The organism is Rhodococcus sp. P4_F5, assembly GCF_056401315.1.
Genome location: NZ_JBFUJP010000027.1, coordinates 30,191 through 51,691 on the forward strand (window position 1 = coordinate 30,191; position 21,501 = coordinate 51,691).

Below are 21,501 nucleotides of genomic sequence, written 5' to 3' on the forward strand. Positions count from 1 at the left end.
TCAGGGTGGGTGAGGCGCCGCTGGTCGGACGGGTCGGACGTCGTCAGGGCGCAGTTACCGACAATCTGTCATCTCGGACGGGGAAAGCCCACAGGCGTAGCCGGGTTTTCACCCGCGGGTTCACCCGTTTTTCGGGTGTAACGCCGGTTCGAACCCGGCGTCACGGTCCGGAAAGCTATTCGAGAGCCCCGGCGCAGGTGGCTCGTCAGCGCCCTGCTGTGGACCGCCGGAACTCGGTGTCGCCCCGGCGCAACACGGCATTGCAGGCGTTGCAGGTGTACTGGGGTTCGAGCAGGTGCTCGCCTGCGCTGTGCACGATGGTCAGGCCGGACCGCCCGTCCTCGGACAGATGCCGGGCTGCCCACGCGTTGAGCGCGGCGAACACGGGAAAGAAGTCGAGGCTCTTGGGCGTGGTGCGGTACTCCTGCCGTCGTGCGCCGTCCACGATCGGCGTGCGGACCAACATCCCGTTGTCGACGAAGTAGGCGAGGCGGTCGGTCAGGGTGACCGGCGAGATGGCTACGAGCCGGTCCTGGAAGTCGCCGAACCGGCGGTTGCCCTCCAACGCTGCCGCGAGCAGGAAGGTCGACCAGCGATCCGCGAGCACGCTGGTGGAGTCCATCCCCGCCGCGTCACCCTTCGCCGTGCGTCGGGACCGGCGGTCGGCGACGTCGACGAGAAGGGGCGCGTCGACTTCGGTTCGGACGTCCCGGGCGGTCACCCCGATCGCGTGGCACCCGCCGCAGCCGAACACCGGGGTGATGAGGTGCCCGCACGTCAGGTGACGGAGGTGGGTGGCCGGCCGGTCGGGTGCGCGCGGTGCCCAGTGGCGGTCCCAACTCCACAACGCGACGAGGGCCGGCCACAGATCGGCGCCGAGCCCGGTGAGGCGGTACTCGTTGCGCGGCGGCGCGGTCGAGTACGGGTGTGCGTCGAGGATCTTGTCGTCGATCAGCCGACTCAGGCGATGTGAGAGGACGGCGTCCGAGATCCCCAGCTCGTCACGCAGTTGCGCAAAACGCTCGGCGCCGTCGAAGACGGCCCGCACGATCTGCAGATTCCATCTGTCGCCCGCGATGAGCAGGGCGCGCCCCAGCGCGGACGATGCCGGACGGGCCGGTGGCTCCGCGGCTCGGGGCTGGACTGTGGACATGCCGTCCATCATCGCAAACGGGCTGTGGCAGGGAACCGAAGTGGTGCGACCCGCATCGCGTCGTCAGTCACTTCTTATTGAGAAGTGATGTGGACAAATTGCCCTCCACGACTGCCGGAGACGGCTGTCAGAAGTGGCGGTTGCTTGTTGTACTGCTGGGCTATTCATCTATCAATGGCGGAGAATCCACTGACTATGAATCTTGAAGTAATGGCAGGGCGTGGCTAGCCTGAGGTGCGACAAACCAGGAGGAACAGATGACAAACCCCGTGTACGTGCTCGGAGGAGCCCAGACCGACTTCGCCAGGAACTGGTCGAAGGAGGGGCTGGGCCTGGTCGACATGTTTGCCGAGACCGTGCCGGCCGCGCTGGTCGACGCGCGAGTCGACGACCACGAGGTCGGTGTCATCCACGTGAGCAACCTCGCCGGAGAGCTGTTCGCGGGCCAGGCCCAGCTCGGCGGCATGGTGGTCGCGGCCGTGCCGGGCCTCGACGGCCTACCGAGCACTCGGCACGAGGCGGCGTGTGCCTCGGGCAGCACGGCGGTCCTCGCCGCGTGCGCAGACATCGAGTCGGGCCGGTACGACGTGGCGCTGGTGGTCGGGGTCGAGCTGATGCGCAATGTGCCCGCGCAGACGGCGGCCGAGTACCTGGGTACCGCGGCGTGGGCGGGGCGGGAGGCGCTGGGCGTGAAGTATCCGTGGCCCGCGCTCTTCGCTGACATCGCGCAGGAGTACGCGCGGCGCTACGGCCTCGACCATGCACATCTCGGCCGTTTCGCCGAGATCGCGTTCGAGAACGGATCCCGCAATGGTCTTGCGCAGACCCGGGACTGGGACTTCCCTGCGGGATCCTTCGACGAGAACGAGGAGGTGAACCCCATCGTGGAGGGGATGCTCCGCAAGACCGACTGCGGGCGTATCACCGACGGCGCCGCCGCCGTGGTGCTGGCCGGGCCGAAGTTTGCGCAGGCGTGGGCGCAGCGGACGGGAGCCGACCTGGACCAGGAGGCCACGATCGCCGGATTCGGCCACCGCACGGCGACTCTGCTGCTCGCGGACAAGCTCGCCCAGAGCGACGACCGCGACTACCTCTTCCCGCACCTGCGCGGAGCCGTCGAGGACGCCTACCTGCGCGCGGGGATCGCGGGGGCCGCCGACCTGGACGTCGCCGAGATCCACGACTGCTTCACCATCAACGGGCTGGTCACGCTCGAGCACATCGGACTGGCCGACCCGGGCAAGGGCGGCGAGGTGGTGATGGACGGCACGATCGAACGCGGCGGACGGCTGCCGGTGAACCCCAGCGGTGGGCTGATGTCGCACGGGCACCCGGTGGGCGCCACCGGCGTCCGCATGGTGCTCGACTCGGCTCGACAGGTCACCGGCCGGGCGGGCGACCATCAGGTCGACAACGCTCGGCGCGCCCTCACCGTCAACATCGGTGGGTCCTTCACGACCGCGGTGTCCACGGTGGTCGTCAGAGGTACCCGGTGACCGGCGTCCGCGCCGCCCGGGTGCCCGGCCCGTCGGCGCCCGTCCAGCCTCCAGAATGACGAAAGTCTCCTGGTGCGAGGCGGTTCAGGACCGCCTCACACCAGGAGACCTTCGAGTCGCCCTCGGTCCGCTTACCGCGGACCGAGGGCTTCTTTCTCTACGTGCGAGCCTCGGCGAGCTGATCGGCGCGCACCCAGGTGGCGTGGAAGCCGGAGGGAACCCGGCGCGGCAGCAACACCCGCGCGATAGGTCCCGCCGCGACGTCCTCGGCATCGAAGATGTTGATCTCGCCCTTGTCCTCGGCCTCGTCGTTGACGAAGCACACCAGGTAGCCGTCGGTCTCGCCAGTCGATCCGTCCCGTGGGGCGAAGGGTGCCTCCGAACCCCAACGCCCGGAACCGAACTTGTGCTCTTCCTTGGCCCCCGTCTGCGAGTCGAACCGCACGAGCCCGTCGAAGAGCAGGGTCGGCTCGTTGCCGAGACTCATGCTGTACGAGTACCGGTGCGAGCGGCCCATCACCCGTGAATCCACGCTGGGGAACTCGATGTTGGCATTGTCGAGTTCGGTCTCGATGGTGGCGCCGGTGCGCAGGTTGAAGCGGTACCGGTAGAGCTGGGCGTCGAGCCGCATGTACGCGAGCATGTTCGACAGCGGCGAGGCGAAGGTCGTCTGGTGCTGAGGGTTCTTCACCCGGCACACGTCCATGATGATCTCGTCGCCCTCTTCCCACGAATTGACCACGTGGTAGATGTAGCAGGGCTTCACCTCGAACCAGCGCACCTCGCTACCGTTGCCGTGGCGGGGAATGACGGCGAATCGAGCGGGAAGTTCCTGATCGTAGAAGATCCGGTACTTGCCGGCCCGGCGCGCATCGTGATCCTGAACCAGCGGCAGGTCCATGAGGATTGAGTAGTTCTCGGTGATCCCGATGTCGTGCGGAAGTCGCGGGCCCGGCAGATCGATCTGAGTGAGGTGCGTCTGACGACCATCGGCGCCGATGATGCCGTAACGCAGGAAGTCCTGGTCGGGACCGTAGTCGAACCAGATCAGTTCGCCGGTGGCCTCGTCGACCTTGGGGTGGGCCATCATGTCACCGGCAAAGGTGCCCAGGAAGTCCTGTGCACCAAGCGTTTCCAGGGACAGCGGGTCCACGGCGTAGGGCGTTCCGCAGAGGTACCAGGTCGCCAGGACCTGGCCGCGGTGGTAGATGACGTCGGTGTTGGCGGAATCCTTGATCCCGAGGCCGTGTCCGTTGCCCCACGGATTGTCCTTCGGGTTCTCCATGAGACCGGTCCACAGGGCACGGCCCGCCTCGGACTCGTCCTGGAAGGCCTTGGTCTGGACGTACCGATTGCGGTACCGCACCTTCCCGTTCTCGAAGTGCGCGGCATGGATCATGCCGTCGCCGTCGAACATGTGATAGCGACCCGGTGCCTCGAACTGCCGGTTCGGGCCGTTGCGGAGGTACACACCGTTGAGGTCCTTCGGGATCTCACCGATGACGGTGAGATCGTCGAGGGTGAGTTCGTCGTGGACCGGCGCGAACACCCCGAGGGTGTACGGATTGTCGTCGGTGGCGTCGACCGGGCGAGCGACGGCGATGGGGTCGCCGTTCACGCGGGGCTGGGTGGAAGTCATGCCTACTCCGCTTCGGTGGTGGTGAGGGTTGGTTGAGAGGACGAATGCTGTTGCGGTGCCGAGGGGTAGAGCACCATCTGGGTACACCGGAAGAGCGCGATCGCCCTCCCGTCGCCGTCCCGGACGGTGGCGTCCCACACCTGGGTGCGCCGCCCACCGTGGACGAGCGTCGCCGCCACGGTGACTGTCCCGGACCTCGCGGTGCCGAGATAGTTGGTCTTGAGTTCGAGTGTCGTGAATCCGGAAGCCTCGGCGGGCAGTGCCAACCGCGCGCCGACACCGCACACCGTGTCCGCCAAGGCCACGACGGTGGCCGCGTGCAGGTACCCGTTCGGTGCCAGCAACTCCTCGCGAACGGTCAGTTCACCGGTGACCGCCGCGTCCGACGCCTCGAGGATGCGCATTCCGACCAGGCCGGGGAACCGTCCCTCGAGCATCGCGGTCATCTCGTCGGCGATGTGCCCGCCGGACCCGGTCGGCGTCTCGCGCGGCCGGCCCACCGGCGTCCCGTGGGCATCTGGTGATCCCATGGTCAGCCGACCTTCACGACCTCGCCGCGAATGTCGCGACGCTGCAGCTTTCCGACCGGGTTCCGGGAAAGCTGCCCGACCGTGACGAGCCGCTCCGGCAGCTTGAACGACGCGAGGTCCTTGGCCCGCAGGAATTCGACCAGATCCTCGAGCGTGATGTCGGAGCCGTCCTTGGGAACCACCACCGCACAGCACTTCTCGCCGAGGACGTCATCGGGGTACCCGACGATGGCCACATCGGCGACGGCGGGGTGGTCGATGAGAATCCCCTCGATCTCGGCCGGAGCGATGTTCATCCCGCCGCGGATGATGATCTCCTTGCTCCGGTCGACGAACTTGAGGTACTCGCCGTTGTCTCCGCACAGCTCGAATATGTCTCCGCTGCAGAGGTATCCGTCCTCGTCGAACGGGCTCGATGCCGCGGTTCCCTCCAGGTAGCCGGCGAAGATCGTCGGTCCCTTCAGCCGGAGCTCGCCGCGTCCGCCGACCGCGGTCACCTCCTCGCCCGTCGCCAGGTCCACCAGGCGCACCGAGGTTCGCTCGGCCACGTCGGTGGCCCACGACCTGTCCGGTGCGCCGTAGTTCGGCAGGTACTCTGCGCGGATCAGCGGGTCGGGCGTGTCCGACGGGGCGCCGAGCATGCACACCCCCTCGTTCGAGCCGAAGAAGTTGAGCACCTCGACACCGAGCGAGTACTGCCAGTCGCGCACCACGCCGGGGGGCAGCGGGGCGCCGCCCGAACCCACCCGGCGGAGCGCGGACATGTCGTATGCGGTCCGAAGGTCCTCTCGCTGCAACAGCATGGTGAGAATCGCGGGCGGCATGCTGGTGTGGGTGACGTGGTAGCGCTGGAGCTGATCGAGATAGACGGCCAGGTCCAGCGGGTGGTGGTGGACCACGTGACCGCCGCCGAGCAGCCACGGCAGCAGCGAGGTCGCGAACCCGGCCATGTTGACCATCGGGAACGGGTTGAGCATGACGGATGCCTCGTCCGTCTCCAGTCCGTCCTGAACCGCCTGCCCGACCGCGATCCAGTCACCGTGGCACCGGGGCACGCCCTTGGGCGCCGCCTCCGTGCCGCTGGTCCAGCAGATCGTGATGCAGTCGTTCACCGACCGGGGCAGCGCCGCGTAGGCGCGGCGCACGGCATCGACCGATTCGTCGGTGGCGGGGGCCGCGTCCAGCGGCCGGCCACCGTCAGACGAGGGCGGGCCGAAGGTGAACACGGTGCGCAGGGAGGGCAACTCGCCGATCAGGCCGAGCGCCTCCTCGGACGGCGTCCGGTCGCCGAAGCTGTTGACGGTGACAACCGCTACGGCCGCAGAGGATTCGACGATCCGGGTCAGTTCGAACCGTCGGTACGAGGCCGGCATCGGGGCCGCGATCGCGCCGAGGCGCCACAGGGCGAAGTAGGTCGCGGTCAGGGCGACGGAGTTGGGCATCAGCACCGCCACGACATCGCCGGGACCGATTCCCGACTCGTGCAGCTTCGCGGCCAGGTCGTCGACGCGTGCGTCCAACTCCTGCCAGGTCAGTGTCTCCGGCTCGATCCCGCACAGCGCGGGCAGGTTCGTCGGATCGGTCACCGCGGGGGCGGTGCCGCGGCTCCGGACCTGGCCGTCGAGGAGGTCCAACACGGTCAGCGGCGACCACCAGTGGTGTTCGAGGTAGTCGTCGACACGGCTGTCGGGATGGCACGGGCGTAGGCGGTTGGCGGCGTGGCCTGCCGAGATGGCGTTCATGGCGTCCTTTCGTGCAGTGGTCTGGGGCAGTGGGTCAGCGGAGTCGGCGGACGACGACGGCGGCACCTAGCCCGAGCGCCGCCGGGATGGTGACCAGGGCGTACTCGCCGTCGACGCGGGAGAGCTGGTCCAGGGCGTTGACGAGGAGTGCCCCACCGCCTGCGCCCAGCGGGTGGCCGGTGGCGAGCGATCCGCCGAGTGGGTTGACCTTGTCCGGATCGAGCCCGAGCTCCCGGGTCATCACCAGGACGGACGCGGCGAAGGATTCGTTCGCCTCGATCACGTCGAGCTGTCCCGCGGTGATCCCCGCGTTCGCGAGGGCCCGCCTGGAGGCGACGACGGATGCCGTCAGCAGCGGCGAGCGCACGGCGGCCTGGGCGACGCCCACCACCTCCGCGATCGGTTCGCGGCCGATCCGATCGCGCGCGGCGGAGGACCCGAAGACCGCCATCGCCGCACCGTCCGCCATCTGCGGGGCGGTGGCGGCGGTGTGCAGCCCGCCATCCGGACGCCGGACGGCGGGCAGACGCATCGCCACCCTGCTCCACGACGGATCCTCCCCGAAGAGGGTGGCGAGTTCGGCGAGTGACTCGAGACTGATGTCCGGTCGGGGTCCCTCGTCCGACTCGAGGATCGTGGTGGCGCCCGAGCGGACCGGAATCACCGACCGGGACGCCGGGGCCGCGGCGGCACGCTGGTGAGAGGTCACCGCGTAGGCGTCGAGATCCGTTCGTGTCAAACCGTATTCGGCTGCGGTGAGGTCGGCGGAGACCCCGATGGTCACGTAGCCCGTGCGGTCGCCGAGCTCCTCGTCGGAGACGAAGGCCGGCCTGTCCGACAGCATCGGTACCCGCGACATCGACTCGACGCCGCCGGCGACGACGACATCGGCGATGCCGGAGGCCACCTTGGCCGAGGCGGACTCGATCGCGTCGAGCCCCGAGCAGCACAGTCGGGAGACCACCCCGGCGCCGACCTGGTCCGGCCAGCCCGCCCAGAGCACGCCGGCGCGGGCGACGTTGCCGCCCTGTTCGCCGGCGGCCGTACTGGTGCCGACGATGACATCGTCGACCGTGTCGGCGGGGAGACCGCGTTCCTGCAGGGCGGACAGCAGCTGGGCGAGGAGTTCGTGTGCGGGTACGTCGGCGAACGTGCCGCCCTGACGCCGGACCCGGGCCTTCGGCGTGCGGACCGCGTCGTAGATGTAGACGCCGGATGTGAACTGGGACATGGTCACTCCCCCTCGACCTGGCGGCGATCCTGGACGATGCGGAATCGCCCGGCGATGAAGGACTCGTCGGTGAGGGTCGCGTTGCCCGCCGGGTTGAGGCCGGTGACGTGGTAGTCGCTGTAGGCGGCCGCGAACTGCATGGGCATCGAGGACACCAGGTTCGCCGAGAGGGAGGCCCCGGCATCGGCGTACGCGTCGGCCACCTCATCGACGACGGCGTCGTCGGTGCAGTAGAGGTACGAGCTGATCGCGCCGTGACTGCGGACGCTCGCGGTCGCGTGCTCCACCGCGGACGCGGTGTCGGCGGCGTCGACGAGGAACGCGACCGGACCGAACTGTTCGCCGTCGGGAAGCGTCTGTCCCCGACGCGGGTCGACCCGGATGACCAGCGGGGTCACCGTCCGGGCCTGAGGATGGTCCGGATGGGCGTACGGCACCGGCCTGCGCAGCAGGGTCCCGCTCGCCTCGGCCGCGTCGGCCAGCGCGGTGATGGAGTGCAGCGTCGCGTCGGACTGCAGCGCGCCGCAGACGGCCCCGGCGCGGCGAGGCGCGCCGGCGAGGTCGTCGATCGCCGCCAGGAGGGCCGCGATGACGTCGTCTCGTGCGATCACGCCGTCGTCCGTGCGCACGCCCGTGTCGGGGATGTAGATGTTCTGGGGTGTGGTGCACATCTGGCCGCTGAAGAGCGAGAGACCGCCGGCGAGCGTGCGCACGGCCGCCGACAGGTCGGAGACGGAGTCGAGGACGACGGTGTTGACGCCCGCGGTCTCGGTGAACACCAGGGTGTTCGGGACGTTTCGTTCCAACCACGACCCGAACGTGGGGCTGCCGGTGAAGTCGACGATCCGCACCTCGGGGCTGGTGGCCAGTTGCCCCGCGACGGGGGCGTCCGCGGTGTCGACGACGAGCTGAACGGCGTCGGCCGGCAGGTGCGCCTCGGTGAGGACCTCGCGGATCACGTCCACCGCGAGTGCGGTTGCGAGGACCGATCGGGGGTGCGGCTTGACGAGGACCGGATTGCCCGTCGCGAGGTTCGCGAGGATCGCCGGGTAGGCGTTCCAGGCGGGGAAGGAGGCGCAGGCGACGACGAGTGCGGTACCGAGCGGGCGGACGCGGAATCGTTTCCGCAGGGTCACGTCCGACTTGCCGAATCGCTGCTGCCACGTCACGTTTCCGGGGACCCGGGCCATGGCCGACCAGGCCATCGCCACTGCCTCCAGGCCGCGGTCGAGCGCGTTGGTCCCGCTGCCGCTGCAGGCCATGTTGAGGCTCTGTCCGGTGGTGTGCGAGGTGACGGCCGCGAACTCCTGGCCACGCTGGTGAATCCGGTGCAGTGCCTCGAGGCACACGCCGACCCGACGCTCGACGCCGGCGTCGCGGAGGGCGGTGGCGGCCGCGGCCGCGCCCACCAGCGACTCGTCCACCGACGGCGCGCTGTAACTGACGTTGAGCGCCTTCCCGGTGTACGGCGAGACCTCGTCGGCGGTGATCACCGAGTCGGTGGGAGACGAAAGCCTCAGGGTGGCACCGTCGTAGGCGCCTACGAGGACGTCGGACTGCGCGGAGTCCGGCGGTGAGATGGGCGCGTACCCGGTCCACGCGACGCGGGTGCGGTTGGCCTCTGCCGCGGCCTGCAGCAGTTCGAGGTGGGTTTCGAAGAACATGGGCGCTCGTTCCTGTGTCAACAGATTTGTGGCGAGATCAGTCAGTCATCGGGGTGGGGCGTTCGGTGGACGTGGGGTGCGTCCGCTTTGACCGAAATAACTACTGTTATTGAAGTGAACCAGGACACAGACTGGGTTGTCAACGGTCGACGACGTCGGACCGCTCTAGGGCGAGAGTCTTCGGCTAGCGCGGGAGCTGAGTGCCGAACGGGAAGGGCTCGAAGCGCACGGACGTGCGTTCCAGAGTGGCCTCGCATCCGCGGCAGCGCAGCGCCGGGAGCAGCCAGGAGCCACAGTCGGCGTGGCGGAGTTTCGGACTGAGCGGGAGCGCATCGGGATGCGCGACCTGCGTCCACGACAGCAGGAACGCGAAGATGGGGAACAGTCCGCGGCCGCGCGGGGTCAGCACGTACTCGCGACCGCTGCCGCGTTCGCTCCGGGTGAGTATCTGCACCTCGGACAGCCTCACCAGGCGCTCGGTGAGTGTCGTCGGCGAGATCTTCAGGATTGACTGGAACTCGCCGAAGCGGCGAACCCCCGACAGTGCCAAGCCCGTGACCAGGGCGCTCCAGCGGTCGCCGATCGCCTCCATGACCTCGGTGAACTGCAGATCGGCCCGGCTCACCGACGGGGCATTGCGGGTCGATCGCCTTCGTCCGCTCCGTGCCGCGAGGACGAGCGATTCGTGGTCCAGCTCGAGCCGCGCATCCCGCGCGCCGACGGTGCCGTCGCAGTGCCGGCACATCATCGCCGGCGGTCCCCGGTGGCCGCAGTCGATGTGCACCAACTCGGGCTGCAGCAGCCCCTCCGGGGACCATTCGCGCTGCCATGCCCAGACGCTGGCCAGGATCTCCCACGTCGCCAGCCCGAGTTCGGTCAGGAGGTAGTCGTGCCGGTCGCCGCCGTTCGGCTGCGGCCGGCGCTCCATCAGGCCCGCCTCGACCAGCGCGTTCAGTCGTGCCGTCAGCATGGCCGGTGGCGCGCCGGTTCGGTCGATCCACTGGCTGAAGCGGCGCAGGTGATCGACGAAGGCCTCGCGCAGGATCGCAAGGGTCAGCCGGTCGCCGAGTAGGTCGATCGTCTGGGCAACCGGGCTCTGAGGTGCGACGGCCCCGGGTTCGGCCACGTCACCCACCTCCCGGTACTGCCCGCGACGATCGCGTCCTGCGGATCGTCTGTTCAGGCCTCCAACACAATAGCGATGCCCTGTCCCACGCCGATGCACGCAGCCGCGACCCCGATGCCCCCGCCGAGCCGGCGGAGATGGCGCAGGCAGTCGACCACCATCCGGGCCGCGGACGCGCCGAGCGGATGCCCCAGGGCGATGGCGCCGCCGAAGGGGTTGACCCGATCGGCCGGGATGCCGGGGAGTTCGTGCAGACAGGACAGGACCACCGCGGCGAACGCCTCGTTGAGCTCCAGCACCCGAACGTCGGCGAGCCCGAGACCCGCGCGGTCCAGGGCCTTCGTGATGGCGGCCACGGGCGCCAGCGCGAACTTGTCGGGCTCGGCGCCGACGACCGCCGAGGCCAGCACGCGGCCGAGCGGTTCGACACCGAGTTCGTCGGCGACGGCTCCGGTCCCGACCAGCGCCGCGACCGCCCCGTCGCTGATCGGAGACGAATTACCGGCGGTGACGCTGCCGCCGCTCGAGAAGGCAGGCCGCAGGGCGGCCAGGGTTGCCGCGTCGGTGTCGCGGATCGGTTCGTCGCGGTCGAGGTTCGGGTGCGACATCACGAAGCTGTCGTGCACGCCGTCCGTCCACGCCCGGCCCGCCAGCTCGTGGGATCGGAGCGCCCATTCGTCCTGCTCGAGGCGGCCGACACCAAGCTGCTGCGCTACCAACTCCGCCGATCTGCCGAGCGTCTCGACCCAGGCAGCGGGGAATTTGGGGTTCGGCATGCGCCACCCGACGGTGGTGGGGAGCAGCTCCATCGAACGGGGAAACGCGGAGTCCACCGGCGGGAGCACGTACGGCGCACGGCTCATGCTCTCCGAACCGCCGGCGATCGTGATCTCGGCGTCCCCGACCGCGACACGCCTGACCGCGGACAACACCGCCTCGGCGCCGGAGCCACACAGCCGGTTGACCGAGACGCCCGGAATCGTGTGCGGAAGTCCCGCGAGCAGCACCGCCATCCGGGCCACGTTGCGGTTGTCCTCGCCGGCGCCGTTGGCATTTCCCCAGACGACGTCGTCGATGCGGCCGGGGTCGAGCGTGGGATGCCTGCGGACCAGGTCCGCGATCGGAAGCGCTGCCAGGTCGTCGGCCCGGACGTGGGAGAGCGCCCCTCGGGCCGCGCCGAACGGGGTCCGGACTGCATCGATCACCCACGGTGCGCGTGGGTCGGATGCGGAAAGGCGTTGGGTCATGGGACTCCTCCTGTGCGGTCGGGGCGCGGCCCTTGCGGAAATACGCCCGCCGTTGTCTACTTCAATAACTGTAGCGAATGGAAGGAGCCTCATGTCCATAGCCGACGTGATTCGTACCGCGGCCGACCGGTTCGGGCCCGCGATCGCGATCGAGGACAGCTGCGGGACTCGAACGTTCACCGAACTGTCCGACCGGGCACACGCGCTGGCCGGGGGCCTGCACGACCTCGGCGTCGCGGCGGGGAGCCGGGTCGTGGTCCTGCTCGGCAACTCCGCCGCCGCGGTCGAGGTCGATCTCGCACTGGCGATCGGCGGGTTCGTCCGGGTCTCGCTCAATCCGCGCGTCGGCCCGGTGGACTGGGAACGCGTCGTCCACGACTGTGCACCGGACGCGCTGATCGTCGACCCCCGGATCGACGGCGCGGCCGAGTTCGCCGCCCGGACGAGCACACCGACCGTGATCACCGTCGACCGGACGTCGTCGACCGGGCCGTCGCTCGACGAGCTGGCGGCCGGCGTGGCGCGCCACGTCAGGATGCCCACGCCCGATCCGGATTCGCTGTGCGCGCTGCACTATTCGTCCGGGACCACCGGAGTCCCGAAGGGTTCCCAGCGGACCCACGCGAACCGGCTGGCCTCGCTGGGCGCGATGCGCGACCACGTGCTCGCCGGCACGCTCGACGGGGCCGAGCCGGCGGTGTTCCTGCACGCGGGACCCGTCATTCACACCAGCGGGCTGTTCGTGCTGCCGTTCCTCGAGGCGGGCGGGCGCCAGGTGCTCCTCGATCACATCGGCCCGGCGGGCCTGATCGACGCCGTCGAGGCGCACCGCGCGACGCACACCGCGCTGGTGCCCACGGTCATTGCCCGGCTGCTGGACTTCGACGACGCCCGGTTGTCGGCGATGCGCCGGATGCGCATGCTCGCGTATGCGGGCGCACCGATGCCGGTCGAGCACATCCGGCAGGCGTACCACCGCATCACGCCCAATCTCGTGCAGTACTACGGAATGGTCGAGGCGATCCCGCCCCTCACCGTGCTGACCGCGGACGACCACCGCCGTGGGGTGCTCGAGAACGCCGACCTGCTCGGCTCGGTGGGCCGGGCGTGCCCGGAGGCGGCAATCGCGTTCCGCGCCGTCGGCGACACCGTCCCCGACGGGGAGATCGGCGAGCTCGTCGTCGCCGGCCCCGCGGTCAGCCCCGGCTATCACAATGCTTGCACGCGAACGGATCTGGGCAAGAGTCACGTCGACGGCCGCCTGCACTCGGGCGACCTCGGCTACCGGGACCCGGACGGCTACGTCCACCTGACCGGCCGCAGCAAGGACATGATCATCACCGGCGGATACAACGTCTATCCCCGCGAGGTGGAGGAGGCGATCTCCGCGATCCCCGGGGTCGACGATGTCGTCGTCGTCGGGCTGCCCGACGAGGTGTGGGGGCAACGCATCGTCGCCGCGTACACCTCGTCGGCCGACGAGAGGCTCGACGACGGCGTCGTGTTGGCGGAGAGCCGCAGGCGGCTGCCCGACTACAAACGTCCCAAGGCCGCGCACCGCGTCGACCGTCTCCCGTTGACCGCGCTGGGAAAGGTCGATCGTGCGGCGGCCGCCAAGCTGCTCGACACCCTCGTCCGAGCCGCATCGTGAACTCACACAAGCACTTACACCGACAGCATTCGACAGAGGAAACATCATGACCGACTCGTTCCTGTCCACCCTGCGCCTGCCGGTCGTCGCGGCGCCGATGTTCCTGGTGTCCGGCCCGGAGCTCGTCACCGCGGCCTGCACCGCCGGTATCGTCGGCTCCTTCCCGACCCAGAACTGCCGCACCGCGGCGGACCTCGACACCTGGATGGGATCGATCACCGATCAGCTCCGCGCGGCCGAGGCCACCGCAGGCCCGGTCGCCCCGTGGGCGGCAAACGTGATCACCCACAGCAGCAACGCCCGGCTCGCTGACGACCTGCGCCTGATCGCCGAGTACAAGCCGCAGATCGTCATCACCGCACTCGGATCCCCGAAGCCCGTGATGGACATCGTCAAGGGATACGGCGGCACGGTGATCGCCGACGTGGTGAACCTGCGCCTCGCGCGCAAGGCCGCAGACGCGGGCGTGGACGGCATGGCCTGCGTGTCGGCGGGCGCCGGCGGACACACGGGCCACCTGTCGCCCTTCGCGTTCACCTCTGCCGTGCGCGAGTTCTTCGACGGGATGATCATCATCGGCGGCGGCATCAGCGACGGTCACGGTGTCGCGGGTGCGATCACCGCGGGTGCCGACCTGGTCTACATGGGTACCCGGTTCCTGGCGGCCGCGGAGAGCATGGCCCTGGACGGGTACAAGCAGATGGTCGTCGATCACGGGCCTGACGACCTCGTGGTCAGTTCCGCGATCACCGGCACCCCCGCCTCCTGGCTCAAGCCCAGCCTCGTCGCGTGCGGGCTCGATCCCGACAACCTGACGCCGCCGACCGGGGAGAAGAACTACACCGCCGGTGCGGAATCGATGAAGCGCTGGAAGGACGTCTGGGCTGCGGGCCAGGGGCTCGCGCCCATCCGCGCCATCGAACCGGTGAGCACGATCGTCGGGACGATCGAGGGGGAGTACGCCTCGGCGCTGCGCCGGGCGAGCCAGTTGAGCGCACCCGCACTGCGCTGAGTTCGCGGCGAAATCGTACCCGCGTCAGCGGTGGGTCCCCGGGTGGGTCGAACACCACCCGGGGCCGTCACTCGGACCGGTCCCGGTGCTCGAGGTCGCCGAGGATCTCCAAGCCCTCCCGGCCGCGCTGTTCCCGGTAGGCGACGCGGCCGACGACATGCGCGATCACCGGCGCGGTGAGGAGGGTGAACACGCCGACCAGCACCAGCATCCAGATGTCGACGTTGCCACGCAGTCGGATCACGGCACCGACCAGTACCAGCACCATCCCGACGACCTGTGGTTTGGCCGCGGCGTGCATGCGCGAGAGCGTGTCGGGGAAGCGGACGATCCCGACCGCCGCCGTCATCGCGAGCAGCGCGCCGAGCAGTATCGCGGTCGCCGCCAGGACGTCCCACACGGCGCTCACTGGTCGTCACGCACCYGGAAGCGGGCCACGCTGACCGAGCCCACGAAGCCCACCAGCGACAGCGCCACGATCGCGGGCACCACCGTGGTGTCGAGGGTGTAGGCGGCCCACACGGCCAGCCCGCAGGTGGCCGCCGCGACCAGCGTGTCCATCGCAACCAGGCGGTCGAGGGTGGACGGCCCGGCCAGCAGTCGGTAGGTGGTGAGGAGTGCGGCGACGGTCAACATCACCCCGGCGATCACCAACACGATCGTCATGGCCGGTCCTTTCCGCTGGTCGTGGTCCCGTCGGGGCCGTCATGCTCGGGGGGCCCGTCGTCCAGGAGGTCCTGCTCGTGGCGTCCGTCGTCCTCGTCCTGGTCGTGCCAGGTGCTCGGCTGCCAGTCGGAGTCGCGCTCGAACGCTTCGATGAACAGCCGCTCGAGCTGACGCACCGTCCGGTAGAACTGCTCGACGGCCCGGTCGGTACTCACGTCCAGTACGTGCACGTAGACCATCCGCCGGCTCTGGTCGACCTCGAGCACCATGGTGCCCGGGATCAGGTTGAGCAGGTCGATACACAGGGTGAGGACCAGGTCGGACTTGATGGACAGTCGGCACCGCAGCACCCCGGTCAGCGGCGGCGGACCCGGTCGGACGGCCAGCCACGCGACCTGCGCGCTGGACTGTGCGGCGTAGTACACGCCCAGCCCGGCGAGCTTGAGCACCGAGAGCGGACGTACCCGTCCCTCGACCGGTACCCGCGGCAGCGGCAGCAGCAGCATGATCGTCGCGCCCACCGCGAGGCCGCCGAGGACGTTCGCGACGCTGAGGTTGCCCCACAGCAGGATCCAGACCACCGTCAGCCACGCGAGGATGCCGACCTGCATCAGCGCGCCGCGGCTCATCGGATGCCCCCTTCCGGTTGCTCGCCGGGCGGGGAGGTTTCGAGCGCGGTCGCCTGCTCGGCGTATCCGGGGCCGAGCACGGCGTCGATGTAGATCGAGCGGTCCTGCAGGTCCGTGGCCGTCCGGTTGGTGATCTCGATGAACGGCCCGGCGAACACGGTCAGCGACAGCCCTACCGCCACCAGGGCGATGGTCGGGATCAGCATCAGCACCGGCATCTTCCCGACGTCGGCCCGGTCACCGAACGCGATGTCCTCCTCGGACTCGTCGATCAGCGCGGACGGCCCGACGTCGGCGAGGTCGCCCTCCGGTGCGTCGGCGCGGGCCCGCCAGAAGGCCTTCGTCCACACCCGCGCGATGACGTACAGGGTGAGCAGGCTGGTCACCGTGCCGCCGCCGACCAGGATCCAGGACAGGGCGCTCGGGTGGGCGACGCCGGCCTGCAGCAGCGCCACCTTGCCGATGAAACCGGAGAACGGCGGGATCCCGRCCAGGTTCAACGCCGGCACCAGGAAGACGAGCGCAAGCACCGGGCTGGCCGCGGCGAGCCCGCCGAGCCGGCGCAGCGAGGCCGAGCCGGCCTGCCGCTCGATCAGGCCGACCACCAGGAACAGGGTGGTCTGCACGATGATGTGGTGCGCCACGTAGTACACGGCCCCGGACAGGCCGTGCTCGGTCGAGAGCCCGATGCCGAACACCATGTAGCCGATGTGGCTGACCAGCGTGAACGACAGCAGTCGCTTGATGTCGGTCTGCGCGATGGCGCCGAGGATGCCGACCAGCATGGTCAGCAGTCCGCAGACCATCAGCACGTTGTCCAGGTCGCCCTGGGGGAACAGCAGGGTGTGCGCCCGGATGATCGCGTACACGCCGACCTTGGTGAGCAGGCCCGCGAACACCGCGGTGACCGGGGCCGGCGCGGTCGGATAGGAGTCGGGCAGCCAGGTCGACAGCGGGAACACCGCGGCCTTGATGCCGAACGCGACCAGCAGCACCCCGAAAATCGCCATCCGGGTGCCGGTCGGGACGCCGTCGAGCCGGGTGGCCATCTGCGCGAGGTTCAGGGTGCCGGTGGCGGCGTACGCGAAGGCGATGCCCACCAGGAAGATCAGCGACGAGACCATCGAGACCATCACGTACGAGACCCCGGCGCGCACCCGGTCGGCGCTGGCGCCGAGCGTCAGCAGCACGAACGACGCGGCCAGCAGAACCTCGAACCCGACGTACAGGTTGAACAGGTCCCCGGCGAGGAAGGCGTTGCACACGCCCGCGGTCAGGGCCAGGTAGGTGGGCAGGAAGATCGACACCGGTTGGCGTTCGGTGCCGTCGTGCACGCCCTGTCCGGCGGCGAAGCCCATCACGGCGAGCAGCACGATGCTCGAGACCACCAGCATGATCGCGGAGAGTCGGTCCACCACCAGGGTGATGCCGATGGGGGAGTCCCAGCCACCGACCTGCAGCGCCGAGATGCCGTCGCGGTCGGCCAGGTACAGCAGCAGCACGGAGACGACGAGCACCGCGACCAGCGCGGCCATCGTCACGACGCGCTGGAACCGGGGCCGGCGGCCGCCGATCAGCGTGATCGCGGCGGCGAGCATCGGGATCAGCACCGGCAGCGGGGTGAGCGTCTGGACCAGGTCCGCGGGCAACGTCATCGGCGGTCACCGCCCGGGGTCCGGACCGGGCTGTCGCCGTCGGTGTCGAACTCGTCGAAGTCGCCCTCGCGCAGGTCCTCGTAGACCTCCAGGTCCTCCAGGTTGGTGAGTTGGTCGAGGGGGATGGGGTTGCCCTTGTCGTCGAAGGCGTCGCCGCGGAAGGTGGAGTCGCCGGTGAGCGGGTCGTCGGAGCGGTCGCGGTCGGGGGCCTCGGCCGGGCTGCGGCGCCGGATGACTTTGGTGTCCTCGGGGTCGTTCTCGACGGCGTCCTTGGTGTTGATCTTGTAGGAGCGGTAGGCCAGCGCCATCACGAAGGCGGCGATGCCCATGGTGATGACGATCGCGGTCAGGATCATGCCCTGGGCCAGCGGGTCGGCCATGGTGTCGTAGACGGCGTTGCCGCGGCCGACGATCGGGGCGCTGCCGGGCGGGCCGCCGACCACCAGGATGAGCAGGTTGACGCCGTTGCCGAACAGCAGCAGACCCAGCAGCATCCGGGTGATGCTGCGCTCGAGCAGCAGGTACACCCCGCACGCGACGAGTACGCCGACCACCAGGAGCAGTCCGAAGTTCGCGGTCACCGGAAGGTCACCTCCGCGCTGTCGAGTCGCCTCGCGGGCTCCGCTGCGCCCTCGGCGTCCAGTCGGGCGCCGAGACTGCGCAGCACGTCGAGCACCAGTCCGACCACGATCAGGTACACGCCGAGGTCGAAGAACAGCGCGGTCACCAGCTTGATGTGGCCGATCAGCGGCAGCGTGACCTCCAGGGTCGCCGAGGACAGCGCGGGCGCGCCGAGGAACAGTGAGGTCAGCGCGGTGCCAGCGGACAGGATCAGGCCCAGGCCCAGGATCTTGCCCGCGTCGATGGGGACGGTCTCGCCGAGTTCGTAGCGGCCGCCCGCGAGGTAGCGCAGCACCAGGGCCAGGCCCGCGGTCAGCCCGCCCGCGAAGCCGCCGCCCGGCGCGTTGTGGCCGGAGAAGAAGAAGTACACCGACAGCACCATCATCGTCGGGAAGATCAGCCGGGTGGTGACCTCGAGGACCAGCGAACGGTGCCGCGGGTCGATCAGGTCGCCGCCGCGCAGCCAGGTGGTCTCCGGTCCGGAGCCGGCGTCCGGGTTGGGCGCGTCCGCGACCCGCGGCGCGATGCCGAACCGGCGGTTGCGGAACACCAGCGACGCGACGCCGGTGGCGGCGACCAGCAGCACGCAGATCTCGCCCAGGGTGTCCCAGGCGCGGATGTCCACGAGCAGCACGTTCACCACGTTCTTGCCGTTGCCCAGGTGGTACGCCGCGTCGGGCAGCTGCAGGTAGATCGGCGTGGTGGAGCGGGCGTTCATCGCGAACGCGCCGATCACCGTCACCGTCGCGCCCACCGCGACGCCCAGCAGGGCCCGCGGCAACTTGAACCCGACGGACTGCCGCTCGTCGATCTCGGCGGGCAGTTTGCGCATCACCAGCACGAAGATCACCAGCGTCAGCGTCTCCACCAGGAACTGGGTCAGGGCCAGGTCGGGCGCGCCGTGCAGGGCGAACAGGACGCCGCAGCCGTAGCCGCCGAGGCCGACCAGGATCACGCTGGCGAGCCGGTTGCGCATCACCGTCGCGGTGATCGCGGCGGCGATCATCATCAGCCCGACCGCCAGCTGCAGCGGGGAGTCCCACAGCCGCAGCCGGACGCCGCCGTCGCTGTGCACGGCCAGCAGGATGGTCGGCAGCAGTACCAGGGTGACGAGGATGCTGGCCTGGGTCAGCGGCAGCGAACCGCGCTGGGTGGTGCCGGTCAGCCGGATAGAGAGGGTGTCCATGCCGCGCAGGGTGGCGTCGTACATCCGGTCCGCGTTGCCGAGCAGCGACCGTTCGAAGCGCAGTCGGCTGACCCGGCGGTGCGCCAGGAAGAGGCCGGCGCCGGAGAGGACGATGAGCACGGTCAGCCACAGCGCCTGCCCGAACCCGTGCCACAGCGCCAGGTGGTAGTCGCCGTCCGGACCGGCGGGCAGCGTCGTCGAGTACGGGGTCAGCAGCCGGTCCATCAGCGGGGATGCGAGGCCGGCGGCGAGGCCCGCGACGGCGAGCAGGGCGGGCACCGCCAGGAACAGGGGATCCGCCCGGTGCATGTCTGCGACCGCCGGGCTGGGACGGCGGAGCTGCTTGCGTCCGAACGCGCCCCAGACGAACCGGATGCTGTAGGTGACGGTGAGGATCGACCCGAGCACGATGCCGGTCAGCACCAGGGTCCGCACCGGGGGACTGAGCGCGGTGGTGGTGGCGATCGCGTCGAGCGCGGCCTCCTTGCCGACGAACCCGAGCAGCGGCGGCAGCCCGGCCATGCTGGCGGAGGCCAGCACCGCAATCGCGCAGAGCGCCGGGGCCTGGGCGCCGAGCCGCGCGAGCTTGCGCAGGTCGCGGGTCCCGGTGGTGTGGTCGATGACGCCGACCACCATGAACAGCGCCGCCTTGAACATCGCGTGCGCGACCATCATGGTCATGCCGGCCAGGGCGGCGTCCCGGCTGCCCGTGCCCACCAGGACCATCAGGAATCCGAGTTGGCTGACGGTGCCGAAGGCCAGGATCAGTTTCAGGTCGAACGCGCGCAACGCGCGCCAGCCGCCGAGGAGCATCGACGCCAGGCCGAGCGTGATGATCGTGACCCGCCAGGGGGTGGAGTCGGCGAAGCCTGGCGCCAGCCGCGCGACCAGGTAGATGCCGGCCTTGACCATCGCCGCGGCGTGCAGGTAGGCGCTGACCGGGGTAGGCGCGGCCATCGCGCCGGGCAGCCAGAAGTGCATCGGGACGATCGCCGACTTGGACAGCGCGCCCACCAGGACCAGCACCACCGCGACGTTGGTCAGCCAACCGGTCGGCGGGTTCGCCAGCAGTACGGACAGCTGGTAGCTGCCGCCGACCTGACCCAGGATGATGAACCCGACCAGCATCGCGAGGCCGCCCGCGGTGGTCACGAGCAGTGCCTGGGTGGCGGCGCGGCGACTCGACGCGCGTTCCGCGTAGTGGCCGACCAGCAGGAACGAGAGCACCGTCGTCAGTTCCCAGAAGGTGTAGAGGATCAGCATGTTGTCGCTGGTGACCAGACCGAACATGGCGCCCGCGAACGCGACCATCTCGGCGGCGAAGATGCCCAGACGTGGTTCGTCGTCGGTGAAGTACCGGGAGCAGTAGACCAGGACCAGGGCGCCGATCCCGAGCACCAGCGCCGCCATGATCGCGGCCAGGGAGTCGAAGCGCATGTCGATGTCCATCGACAACCCGGGCGCCCACTGGATGTGCAGCGACTGCTCGGTGCCCCMGTTCCGGACCACCCAGACCAGGCTTGCCAGCGGCACCAGCGACAGTGGCAGGAAGGCGTTTCGCCCCATTGCTCGCACGACAAGCGGCGCCAGAACGGCGGCGACTGCATGGGCGAACAAGATAGCGAGCAAAAGGCACTCCGTCGTGTCTGCGTGCGGGGGCGGCGGGGTGTCGATACGCCCAGGAGTATCGGGCGATCGGAGTCCAGTTTAGGGGATGGCCGGTCGTTGCTCGCAGGCGCATCGCCGCGACATTCGGGCGGTACCGTGTGGAAATGGCCGAGATCAGGACCGTCGCACTTGCCCACATCAGGGATCGCCGGATGCTGCAGGCGCGGTCGTCCGGCAAGACCGCGTTCTACATGGCGGGCGGGAAGATCGACCCCGGGGAGAGCCCGGAACAGGCCCTGCACAGGGAGATTCGCGAGGAACTCGATGCGGGCATCGTGGCGGGCACGCTCGAGAAACTGGGGGTCTTCGAGGCCGAGGCGTTCGGGCATCCGCCCGGTACCCGGCTGCACATGACCTGTTACCTCGCGGACCTGACAGACGAGCCTGCCGCGACGAGTGAGATCGCGGAACTGCGGTACTTCACCACCGACGAGTACGCGGCGATGCCGGAGTCGGCGCCGGGGTCGCGACTGGTGTTCGAGCGGTTGCGGTCGCTGGGCCTGGTGGACTGAGCGGCTGGGCGAGCGGAGCGACGGGGGATGTCTCGGCGAGCGGAGCGACGGGGGATGTCTCGGCGAGCGGAGC

At 69.6% G+C, this 21,501-nt stretch carries 18 protein-coding genes; 4 read left to right on the top strand and 14 right to left on the bottom strand.

Annotated features, from left to right (window positions below):
* Positions 1-205 precede the first annotated feature (205 nt).
* Positions 206-1,153 (bottom strand): winged helix-turn-helix transcriptional regulator, encoded by a 948-nt coding sequence (locus AC1DU4_RS13090; protein WP_477840434.1) that lies wholly within the window; start codon positions 1,151-1,153, stop codon positions 206-208.
* Between the two features lie 257 nt (positions 1,154-1,410).
* Between AC1DU4_RS13090 and AC1DU4_RS13095 the strand changes: the two genes are divergently transcribed.
* Complete coding sequence (locus AC1DU4_RS13095; protein ID WP_477840436.1) at positions 1,411-2,649, top strand: acetyl-CoA acetyltransferase; 1,239 nt, start codon at positions 1,411-1,413, stop codon at positions 2,647-2,649.
* Between the two features lie 157 nt (positions 2,650-2,806).
* Here AC1DU4_RS13095 and AC1DU4_RS13100 read toward each other — a convergent pair whose 3' ends face one another.
* From AC1DU4_RS13100 to AC1DU4_RS13130, 7 genes are all read right to left on the bottom strand, one after another.
* Positions 2,807-4,288, bottom strand: coding sequence for a carotenoid oxygenase family protein (locus AC1DU4_RS13100; protein ID WP_477840438.1), 1,482 nt, complete (start codon positions 4,286-4,288; stop codon positions 2,807-2,809).
* Positions 4,289-4,290: 2 nt separating this feature from the next.
* Positions 4,291-4,818 (bottom strand): PaaI family thioesterase, encoded by a 528-nt coding sequence (locus tag AC1DU4_RS13105; protein WP_477840440.1) that lies wholly within the window; start codon positions 4,816-4,818, stop codon positions 4,291-4,293.
* A gap of 2 nt (positions 4,819-4,820) precedes the next feature.
* Positions 4,821-6,560, bottom strand: coding sequence for a class I adenylate-forming enzyme family protein (locus tag AC1DU4_RS13110; RefSeq protein ID WP_477840442.1), 1,740 nt, complete (start codon positions 6,558-6,560; stop codon positions 4,821-4,823).
* Positions 6,561-6,594: 34 nt separating this feature from the next.
* A complete protein-coding gene (locus AC1DU4_RS13115; protein WP_477840444.1) occupies positions 6,595-7,791 on the bottom strand; it encodes a thiolase family protein in 1,197 nt (398 codons plus the stop codon).
* Between the two features lie 2 nt (positions 7,792-7,793).
* Entirely contained in the window at positions 7,794-9,455 is a 1,662-nt protein-coding gene (locus AC1DU4_RS13120) for an aldehyde dehydrogenase family protein (protein ID WP_477840446.1), read from the bottom strand.
* Between the two features lie 184 nt (positions 9,456-9,639).
* Complete coding sequence (locus tag AC1DU4_RS13125; protein WP_477840448.1) at positions 9,640-10,581, bottom strand: winged helix-turn-helix transcriptional regulator; 942 nt, start codon at positions 10,579-10,581, stop codon at positions 9,640-9,642.
* 53 nt (positions 10,582-10,634) lie between these two features.
* Complete coding sequence (locus AC1DU4_RS13130; protein WP_477840450.1) at positions 10,635-11,828, bottom strand: thiolase family protein; 1,194 nt, start codon at positions 11,826-11,828, stop codon at positions 10,635-10,637.
* Between the two features lie 91 nt (positions 11,829-11,919).
* Here AC1DU4_RS13130 and AC1DU4_RS13135 point away from each other — a divergent pair, with 91 nt between their 5' ends.
* Both AC1DU4_RS13135 and AC1DU4_RS13140 read left to right on the top strand, forming a co-directional pair.
* Positions 11,920-13,479 (top strand): class I adenylate-forming enzyme family protein, encoded by a 1,560-nt coding sequence (locus tag AC1DU4_RS13135; RefSeq protein ID WP_477840452.1) that lies wholly within the window; start codon positions 11,920-11,922, stop codon positions 13,477-13,479.
* A 46-nt stretch (positions 13,480-13,525) separates the two neighbouring features.
* Complete coding sequence (locus AC1DU4_RS13140; protein WP_477840454.1) at positions 13,526-14,491, top strand: NAD(P)H-dependent flavin oxidoreductase; 966 nt, start codon at positions 13,526-13,528, stop codon at positions 14,489-14,491.
* A 67-nt stretch (positions 14,492-14,558) separates the two neighbouring features.
* Here the strand turns inward: AC1DU4_RS13140 and mnhG are convergent, their stop codons facing one another.
* Genes mnhG through AC1DU4_RS13170 form a run of 6 tightly spaced genes read right to left on the bottom strand, consistent with a single transcriptional unit; the run spans position 14,559 to position 20,877 of the window.
* Entirely contained in the window at positions 14,559-14,900 is a 342-nt protein-coding gene (gene mnhG / locus AC1DU4_RS13145) for a monovalent cation/H(+) antiporter subunit G (protein ID WP_477840456.1), read from the bottom strand.
* Positions 14,897-15,157 carry a monovalent cation/H+ antiporter complex subunit F gene (locus tag AC1DU4_RS13150; protein WP_477840457.1) on the bottom strand — a complete coding sequence of 87 codons (261 nt, stop codon included), beginning with the start codon at positions 15,155-15,157 and terminating at the stop codon, positions 14,897-14,899. Before AC1DU4_RS13150 ends, mnhG begins: the two co-directional genes overlap by 4 nt.
* Positions 15,154-15,786 (bottom strand): Na+/H+ antiporter subunit E, encoded by a 633-nt coding sequence (locus AC1DU4_RS13155; RefSeq protein WP_083577464.1) that lies wholly within the window; start codon positions 15,784-15,786, stop codon positions 15,154-15,156. The genes AC1DU4_RS13150 and AC1DU4_RS13155 overlap by 4 nt, the downstream gene beginning before the upstream one ends.
* Positions 15,783-17,441: a Na+/H+ antiporter subunit D gene (locus AC1DU4_RS13160; RefSeq protein WP_477840459.1), complete on the bottom strand. Its 1,659-nt coding sequence runs from the start codon at positions 17,439-17,441 to the stop codon at positions 15,783-15,785. The genes AC1DU4_RS13155 and AC1DU4_RS13160 overlap by 4 nt, the downstream gene beginning before the upstream one ends.
* Positions 17,438-18,022 carry a Na(+)/H(+) antiporter subunit C gene (locus AC1DU4_RS13165; RefSeq protein WP_477840461.1) on the bottom strand — a complete coding sequence of 195 codons (585 nt, stop codon included), beginning with the start codon at positions 18,020-18,022 and terminating at the stop codon, positions 17,438-17,440. Before AC1DU4_RS13165 ends, AC1DU4_RS13160 begins: the two co-directional genes overlap by 4 nt.
* Positions 18,019-20,877: a Na+/H+ antiporter subunit A gene (locus AC1DU4_RS13170; protein ID WP_477840463.1), complete on the bottom strand. Its 2,859-nt coding sequence runs from the start codon at positions 20,875-20,877 to the stop codon at positions 18,019-18,021. Before AC1DU4_RS13170 ends, AC1DU4_RS13165 begins: the two co-directional genes overlap by 4 nt.
* 143 nt (positions 20,878-21,020) lie before the next feature.
* On the opposite strand from AC1DU4_RS13170, the gene AC1DU4_RS13175 reads away from it, so the two are divergent.
* A complete protein-coding gene (locus AC1DU4_RS13175; protein ID WP_477840465.1) occupies positions 21,021-21,428 on the top strand; it encodes an NUDIX hydrolase in 408 nt (135 codons plus the stop codon).
* Positions 21,429-21,501 lie beyond the last annotated feature (73 nt).